General features: G+C 72.1%; 9 protein-coding genes. 6 read left to right on the forward strand and 3 right to left on the reverse strand.

Features of this window, described 5'->3' with window-relative positions; all coding sequences use genetic code 11:
* Positions 1–110: 110 nt before the first annotated feature.
* Positions 111–755 carry an NAD(P)-dependent oxidoreductase gene (locus QOL99_RS13895; RefSeq protein ID WP_285524692.1) on the reverse strand — a complete coding sequence of 215 codons (645 nt, stop codon included), beginning with the start codon at positions 753–755 and terminating at the stop codon, positions 111–113.
* Positions 756–875: 120 nt separating this feature from the next.
* On the opposite strand from QOL99_RS13895, the gene QOL99_RS13900 reads away from it, so the two are divergent.
* The gene (locus QOL99_RS13900; protein WP_285524693.1) at positions 876–1,259 is read left to right on the forward strand and encodes a winged helix-turn-helix transcriptional regulator; all 384 of its coding nucleotides are present in this window, start codon (positions 876–878) and stop codon (positions 1,257–1,259) included.
* Here QOL99_RS13900 and QOL99_RS13905 read toward each other — a convergent pair.
* Positions 1,246–2,394, reverse strand: a complete 1,149-nt coding sequence (locus QOL99_RS13905; RefSeq protein ID WP_285524694.1) for a sensor histidine kinase — start codon at positions 2,392–2,394, stop codon at positions 1,246–1,248. The two genes, QOL99_RS13900 and QOL99_RS13905, sit on opposite strands and share 14 nt — an antisense overlap.
* A 376-nt stretch (positions 2,395–2,770) precedes the next feature.
* On the opposite strand from QOL99_RS13905, the gene QOL99_RS13910 reads away from it, so the two are divergent.
* The 5 genes from QOL99_RS13910 (at position 2,771) to QOL99_RS13930 (ending at position 5,887) form a co-directional block, all read left to right on the forward strand.
* Positions 2,771–3,439: a hypothetical protein gene (locus tag QOL99_RS13910; RefSeq protein WP_285524695.1), complete on the forward strand. Its 669-nt coding sequence runs from the start codon at positions 2,771–2,773 to the stop codon at positions 3,437–3,439.
* A gap of 8 nt (positions 3,440–3,447) precedes the next feature.
* Positions 3,448–4,002 carry a GTP-binding protein gene (locus tag QOL99_RS13915; protein ID WP_285524697.1) on the forward strand — a complete coding sequence of 185 codons (555 nt, stop codon included), beginning with the start codon at positions 3,448–3,450 and terminating at the stop codon, positions 4,000–4,002.
* Positions 4,003–4,026: 24 nt separating this feature from the next.
* The gene (locus QOL99_RS13920) at positions 4,027–4,404 is read left to right on the forward strand and encodes a roadblock/LC7 domain-containing protein (RefSeq protein ID WP_285524699.1); all 378 of its coding nucleotides are present in this window, start codon (positions 4,027–4,029) and stop codon (positions 4,402–4,404) included.
* 80 nt (positions 4,405–4,484) lie between these two features.
* Entirely contained in the window at positions 4,485–4,976 is a 492-nt protein-coding gene (locus tag QOL99_RS13925; RefSeq protein ID WP_285524701.1) for a hypothetical protein, read from the forward strand.
* A gap of 368 nt (positions 4,977–5,344) precedes the next feature.
* Complete coding sequence (locus QOL99_RS13930; RefSeq protein ID WP_285524702.1) at positions 5,345–5,887, forward strand: HD-GYP domain-containing protein; 543 nt, start codon at positions 5,345–5,347, stop codon at positions 5,885–5,887.
* Positions 5,888–5,945: 58 nt separating this feature from the next.
* Here the strand turns inward: QOL99_RS13930 and QOL99_RS13935 are convergent.
* On the reverse strand, positions 5,946–6,720 hold a 775-nt coding region (locus tag QOL99_RS13935), incomplete at its 5' end, for an SDR family NAD(P)-dependent oxidoreductase (RefSeq protein ID WP_285524703.1).

Below are 6,720 nucleotides of genomic sequence, written 5' to 3' on the forward strand. Positions count from 1 at the left end.
CGGCGCGAGGTGCCGCACGGTCTCGCCGCCCACGGTGCCCGTCGCGCCCATCACGAGGACCGGGCCGGGCCAGCCTCCCGGTGCGGGCAGGGGCGCGGGCTCTGGCCCCATCAGTGGCTCACCGCCGGGGCCTGCCGCACCCAGCGGCCCTCCTCCAGCTCGCGCAGCATGAAGTCGGCCACGCTGGTCCGCGAGACGAAGGTGCCGATGTCGCCGACCATGCCCACCCTGAGCGGTTGAAGCGGCCCGCCTCCCAGCCGGGGCACGCGCACGACCGTCCAGTCCAGCGGACTCGCGGTGACGGCCGCCACGTGCGCCTCCGAGTCGCGCAGCACGTCCGGCTGCAGGGTCGCCAGCGCCCGGCGAATCAGGCGGTCGCTCAGTTTGGGACGGTCACCGGGCTGCCGCACCCCCGCGCCCGTCAGGGTGATCAGCCGCGAGAGGCCCAGCCCCGGCATCACGGCGACGAGGTGCGCCGCCGCCTGCGCCATCACGCCCGCCCCGTCGCCGCGCACCGGCCCGAGGGTGCTCAGGACCGCGCCGGCTCCCTCCAGCAGCCGGAACACGTCGTCGGCGTTGCGGGCGTCGCCGCGTACCGGGGTCAGGGCCCCGTCCCGGCGGTGCAGCCACTCGGGGTCGCGGGCCAGGACCCGCAGCGCGTGGCCCTGGGCGAGGGCGCGGTCGATCAGCACCCGGCCGGTGCGCCCCGTGCCGCCCAGCAGGGCCAGGACCGTATCTGGAAGTTCAGCCGTCATACCCTCCACGGTAGGGGGCGCTTCACCCCGCCGGAAGGGGGCGGCAAGGTGAAACCCAGTACCCTCCGGGAAACCAGCAGGCCGAATCAGCAGGCCAACCCAGCATCCCCAGGAGGACCCATGAAATACGGCAACGCGGCAGTCCGGCGCCCCGAATGCGGGGTCGAGCGCACGATGGACGTGCTGGGAGGACGGTGGACCACCCTGATCGTGCGGGAACTGCTGGGCGGCAAGAGGCGTTTCAGCGAGTTGCGCCGCGCCCTGCAAGGCATCTCCCCCAAGACGCTGACCGCCCGGCTGCGCGACCTCGAGGGGCGGGAGGTGCTGACCCGCACGGTCTACGCCGAGGTGCCGCCCCGGGTGGAATACACCCTGACCCCGCGCGGCGAGGCGCTGGGCGAGATCATCGCCGCGATGGCCCGCTGGGGAAGCGCCCCGGACCCCGGCGAGCAGACGGACTCCGGCGAGCAGGCCGCGAGCGGGCTGGACCTCACTCCAGAATGACGGGCGACTTGGGCCACGCGAACCAGAAGGTCGCCCCCTGGTCCGGCTTGCCCTCGGCCCAGACGCGCCCACCAAAGCGCTCGCACAGCCGCCGCACGGTGACCAGCCCGATCCCGGTGCCCTCGTAGGAGCGCGAGGGATGCAGGCGGCCGAACAGCTGGAAGAGGCGGTCTTTCTGGCGCATGTTGAAGCCCGCGCCGTTGTCCTCCACGCCGATGTGGTACTCGCTCTCCGTCTCGCGCACCCGCACGTGGATGCGGGCGATCTCGCGGGTCCTGGTGTACTTCAGGGCGTTGGAGAGGTACTCGCCCAGCATCACGGCCAGCGCCTGACTGTCTCCCTGCACGGTGGGCAGGGGGTCGTGGGTGACGTGAACGTGGCGGTCGGCGAAGCTGGGCTGAAGCCCCTTGAGCACCTCTCCCAGCACCCGCCCGAGGTCCACCCGCCGCAGGGCCAGGCGCATCCGGCGCATCTGGAGGTAGCCCCCCACCGAACCCGTCAGCGCCACGATCTGCTGCACGGCCCGCTCGCTCTGGAGCAGGGGCCGCGCCACCTCCTCCGGAATCCCGTCTCCCAGGGCACGCCGGGTCAGGCTCAGGTAGTTCATCGCCCGCGCGAGCGGAAGCTGAAGCTGCTGCATGACCACCGTGACCACGCCTTCGAGTTCCTGCTGGGTGGCCCGCAAGCGGGTGGACCCGGCCTGCAGCCGCTCCTCCTGGCTGGCCGTCAGGTCCAGCAGGCTGCGGTGCGCCTGCTTGTAGGGGGTGATGTCGGTCAGGATCAGCCGCAGCGGCCCCGGCGCACCTCCCGGCTGCTGGGCACCCAGGCTCAGCAGCACGTCCAGCACGGTGCCGTCGGCGTGCAGCACCTGTCCCTCGGCCTGGACCCGCGCCGCCGCGCCAGCCGCCTGACCCAGCAGCCAGCTGAAGGTGCCCTGGGTGTCCGGTGTCAGCAGCCGTGCGAACGGCCGCCCCCGCAGCGCCCCGGCCCCGTGGCCCAGCAGGGCGCAGGCGGCTGCATTGGCTTCCTGCACCCGGCCCTGCGAACTGAGAAGGAGATAGGCCGCCGGGGCCTCGCTGAACAGCGCCAGGGAATACAGCTCCTTCTGAGGATCGGTTGTCGGGTCATGAGCCATCGCCCCCGTAGCCTAGTGAACGGGCGGCGCGGCGCGGAGCAGAGTGGCCTCGACAGCTGGACAGGCCGTACAGGCTTCTCTCACCCGGCGTACATCATGTGAGAGCGTTGAGGGCCGTATTAGACGCAATCCCTCCACATCGAAGGGTTCGGGAGGCCAGGTTCTGTGACACAGACAGGGAGCGCGGGCCTGTGCCTCTCATCACGGGCTCATCACACGTGACAACGGTGTGACCCGGCGCGGCCTAGAACCCTCCTTGCATGTTCAGGAGTGCCGCTCATCCGGGCTGGCTCCAGTCTCTCTCTCTTCCTCACCCCCACTTCCTCACCCCACTTCCTCATCCCCCACTCTTCACCCCCCACAGAAAGGAGTTGATATGGCCCTCTTCGGCGACCTGCAAGACCACGCGCTGACCGACCTGCTCAAGGTGCTGGCCGTCCAGACGGGCACCCTGTACTTTCACGAGGCTTACCAGGGCCGCACCCTGGAACTGACGCTGACGCGGGGCCAGCTCCGCGCCCTGTACCTCGACGGTTTCCCGGTGATGGACAGCGAGCGGGCGCAGGAGATCTTGCGGGATCTCGGCACGCGGGGCCGGGGCGCGTTCGAGTTCCAGCGCCGCGAACACGCCGCCGGGGCCCTGCGGTTCTACGACCTGCCGCTGGGAGGCGTGCTGGACGCCGGGACGGGCGTCACCGCCGAGCACCTGCCGCACGCCGACACCCGCTTCGTGACGGCGCCGGGCACCCCGTCCGTTCCCGCGCCGCTGGCCGGGACATGGGCCGTGCTGCGCCCCGCGCTGGAGTCGGGGGCGAGCGCCGCCGAGCTGACCCGGCAGGTGGGCTGGAGCGAGCAGGACCTGCGGGTGGCCCTGTACCGCTTGCGGGGAGCCAGTCTGATCACGCCGCTGCGGGCCGCCGCACCGGGAGCCGCTGCCGCCGTGAACATCGCGCCCGTCCCCCCTGCGCCTGCGCCTGCGTCGGCACCGCTGGTGCAGCGGCTGCTGGGCGCCCTGCGCCGTCTGGGCGGGGGGGCACGGGCATGAGCACGGGCATGACCGCGTTCCCGACGGCCCTGCCCCCCCAGGCTCCCCTCAAGCTCGTGGTGTCCGGCCCGGTCGGGGCGGGCAAGACCACCTTCGTGCAGACGCTCTCGCAAACGCCCGTCGTCGCCACCGAGGCCGAGGCCAGCGAGGACATCGGCAAGACGAACACCACCGTCGCCTTCGACTTCGGCACCCTGCATCTGGACGGTCAGGAACTGCACCTCTACGGCACCCCCGGCCAGGACCGCTTCAGCTTCATGTGGGAGGTGCTGTGCGAGGGCGCCCTGGGACTGGTGCTGCTCGTCGCCGGGGACCGCCCGCAGGACTTCGCCCACGCCCGGGGCATCCTCGATTTCATCACCAGCCGCATCCCGGTGCCCTTCCTCGTCGGCGTGACCCGGCAGGATCAGGACCGCGTGTGGGACCCCGCCGACGTGGCGCTGTACTTCGGGCTGCCCCAGGAACAGGTCGTCGGACTGAACGCCACCGACCCGGCCCAGGCCCGCGAGGTGCTGGCCCACCTCCTCGAACTCACCCTCTCTCCTCAGCCCGCACTCGGCTGAGCGCCCCCTCCACAGGAGTCCACCATGACCGCGATTCTCAGCAAGCAAGACCGCCTCAACGCTTCTTTGACCAACCTCCGCACCTCCATGCCCGAACTGCGCGGCGCCCTGGTCGCCACCGTGGACGGCCTGCCCATCGCGCAGGCCATGAGCGACGGCACGGACGCCAACCGCGTCGCCGCGATGGCCGCGACCGCCCTGGGTCTGGGCAAGCGCATCAACGACACCCTGGGCTCGGGCCAGCTCACCGACATGAGCGTGGGCGGCGCACAGGGACAGGTCTACATCTACGCGGCAGGCACCAAGGGCGTGCTGGCGGTCGTGACGCCTCCCGGCATGAACCTCGGGCTGCTGCACATGGAAGCCCGCGACACCGCGCAGGACGTCGCCAGCATCCTCTAAGCCTCCCCGAGGCCCCGATGGCCCCTCCCTCCACCTCCCTCAGCGACCTGCTCAGGACCCTTTATCCCAGGAGAACTCCCATGACCGCGACTGCTTCCCAGACCGCCACCCAGCCCCTGCGCCCCCTTGTCGGGGACTTCAACTCCATCGTCTGCTTCAAGGCCGTGATCGTCGGGGTCGAGGACACCCTCGGCGAGGACGGCGCCGCCGTGGTCTTTACCCGTGCGGGCAAGGTGCGCGGCCGTGACCTCGCCGCTGAACTCGGCGTGGCGGGCAGCAACGTGCCGGTCGAGCAGATCGCGCCCCTGCTGGACGCCGCCATCGGCAAGAACGGCACCTGCCTGGCCGCCGTCACCCGGTCCTACCAGCAGGGCGAGGACATCGTGATCGAGACCCAGGACACGGCCTGCTCGGCGGGCGAGCCCATGGGCAGCGACCGCAAATGCACCTTCACGCTGGGGGCCGTCTGGGGCGCTCTGGAAGCGATCACCGGCCAGACCTACCTCGGCGAGCACACCGAGAGCGTGCTGCGCGGCGGAAGCTGCGACAAGTTCGTCTTCTCCCCGCTCTGATCCCGCCCGGCCTCCTCCCGCCTCCCCTGACCGGGGACCGTGGGAGGGGGCATTTTGCTGCCCCACCGCTTGCCCCACCCCTCCACTCGAAAGGTTTTTTTCCCATGCCGCTGTGCCCGACTGCCCCCCGGTACGCCCACCCCCGTCACGCCGCCCCGCCGCCCTCGCCGCACGAGCATGGGACAGAATTACGGCCCCCGGGGGACAGCACCCCAGGTGCCTCCATGCTGCCCCATGCTCCTGTCCCATGCACTCGCTCTGCTGCGCAGCTTTGCAAGTCTGCCGGGCCAACGAATGCGGAACGGCAGCGCATTCTTACGGCACATGCTCTGGAGCGCCCCGGCTGGCGGTGCCGCGCCTACCGGGAGGTGATCGGCCGCGCCATCGGCTGGCCGCCCACGGCGCACTCGGGGCGGGTGGCGTGTCTGGCGGGCGCCGTGGCCCGCGACCTGGGGCTGAGCCCGGCACAGATCCGGGAAGCGTACCTCGCCGGGCTGCTGCACGACAGCGGCAAGCTGCTCGTCTCCGGGCGGGTGCGGCGCAAGGCGGGAGCGCTGGGGCCCCGCGAGTGGCGGCAGATGCAGCGCCACCCGGTCTACAGCGCCCGGCTCTCGCGGCTGGTGCCCGGCGTGCCGGTGGTCGTCTGGCACGCGGTGCGCCACCACCACGAGCGGCTCGACGGCACCGGCTACCCGGACCGCCTTGCCGGGGACGCCGTGCCGCTGCTGGCCCGTATCCTGGCCGCCTGCGACGTGTACGACGCCCTGAGTTCGCCCCGCTCCTACAAGGCCGCGTGGCCCGCAGACGCCGTGTGGACCGAACTCGCCGCCGGGACCGGACGCCACTTCGACCCGGAGGTGGTGGCTGCCCTGAGACGCTGCGTGCCGGAGGGGGGGGCGTTGCAGGCGTAGCGGAGTTGACGGAGCAGGCGTAGCGAAGTTGACGGAGGAGGACCCCTCCAGCCCGCGCCTACGCCCGGAACAGCCGCCCCAGCACCCCCCAGTAGTCGCCCGGCACCAGCCGCGCGAGCAGGTCCACGGCGCGGGCGTCGCTTCCGACCAGCACGCGGGGGGCGCGGCGTTCGGTGGCCCGCAGGATGATCCCGGCGGCCTGCTCAGGCGGCAGCCGCAGCAACCGGTCCTGGGCGCGGCGCCCCGCCTCGATCTCGGCGGGGCTGACGCCGGGAGCGGCCTCGGCGTGGCGGGCGATGTTCGTGCGGATGCCGCCGGGATGCACCACCGTCACCCCGATTCCGTGGGGCGCGAGTTCGTGGCGCAGCGCCTCCGAGAAGCCGCGCACCGCGAACTTGCTCGCGCTGTAGGCCGCCTGCCCCGGCGGGCCGATGATCCCGTAGAGGCTCGACAGGTTCACGATCTGCCCCCCCAGCGACGAGCGCAGCGCGGGAAGCAGTGCCCGGCACAGGGCCACCGTCGCCCCGAAGTTGACGGCCAGCACGCGGCCAAACTGCTCCGGCGTGACCTGCTCGAAGGTGCCGCCGAGCGCGACGCCCGCGTTGTTGACCAGCAGGGTGACCCGGCCGTGTGCCCGCAGCACCTCGTCCGCCAGGCCAGGGATGCCCCCGGTGTGGGCGAGGTCGCAGGTGTGGGCGGTGACCCGCAGGGCCGGACAGCGGGCGCCTATGGCCGCCGCCACCCGTTCCAGCCCCGGCCCGTCGCGGTCGATCAGGGCGAGGTGGCTGCCCCGCGCCGCCAGCCCGTGCGCGAGGGCTTGCCCGATGCCGCTC

It is taken from the genome of Deinococcus rhizophilus (genome assembly GCF_030271215.1).
Lineage (GTDB): Bacteria > Deinococcota > Deinococci > Deinococcales > Deinococcaceae > Deinococcus > Deinococcus rhizophilus.

What these genes read in the sequence shown, in the direction of transcription:
- QOL99_RS13895 (WP_285524692.1), bottom strand. Translation starts at nt 755, where the DNA reads ATGACGGCTGAACTTCCAGATACGGTCCTGGCCCTGCTGGGCGGCACG.
- QOL99_RS13900 (WP_285524693.1), top strand. Translation starts at nt 876, where the DNA reads ATGAAATACGGCAACGCGGCAGTCCGGCGCCCCGAATGCGGGGTCGAG.
- QOL99_RS13905 (WP_285524694.1), bottom strand. Translation starts at nt 2,394, where the DNA reads ATGGCTCATGACCCGACAACCGATCCTCAGAAGGAGCTGTATTCCCTG.
- QOL99_RS13910 (WP_285524695.1), top strand. Translation starts at nt 2,771, where the DNA reads ATGGCCCTCTTCGGCGACCTGCAAGACCACGCGCTGACCGACCTGCTC.
- QOL99_RS13915 (WP_285524697.1), top strand. Translation starts at nt 3,448, where the DNA reads ATGACCGCGTTCCCGACGGCCCTGCCCCCCCAGGCTCCCCTCAAGCTC.
- QOL99_RS13920 (WP_285524699.1), top strand. Translation starts at nt 4,027, where the DNA reads ATGACCGCGATTCTCAGCAAGCAAGACCGCCTCAACGCTTCTTTGACC.
- QOL99_RS13925 (WP_285524701.1), top strand. Translation starts at nt 4,485, where the DNA reads ATGACCGCGACTGCTTCCCAGACCGCCACCCAGCCCCTGCGCCCCCTT.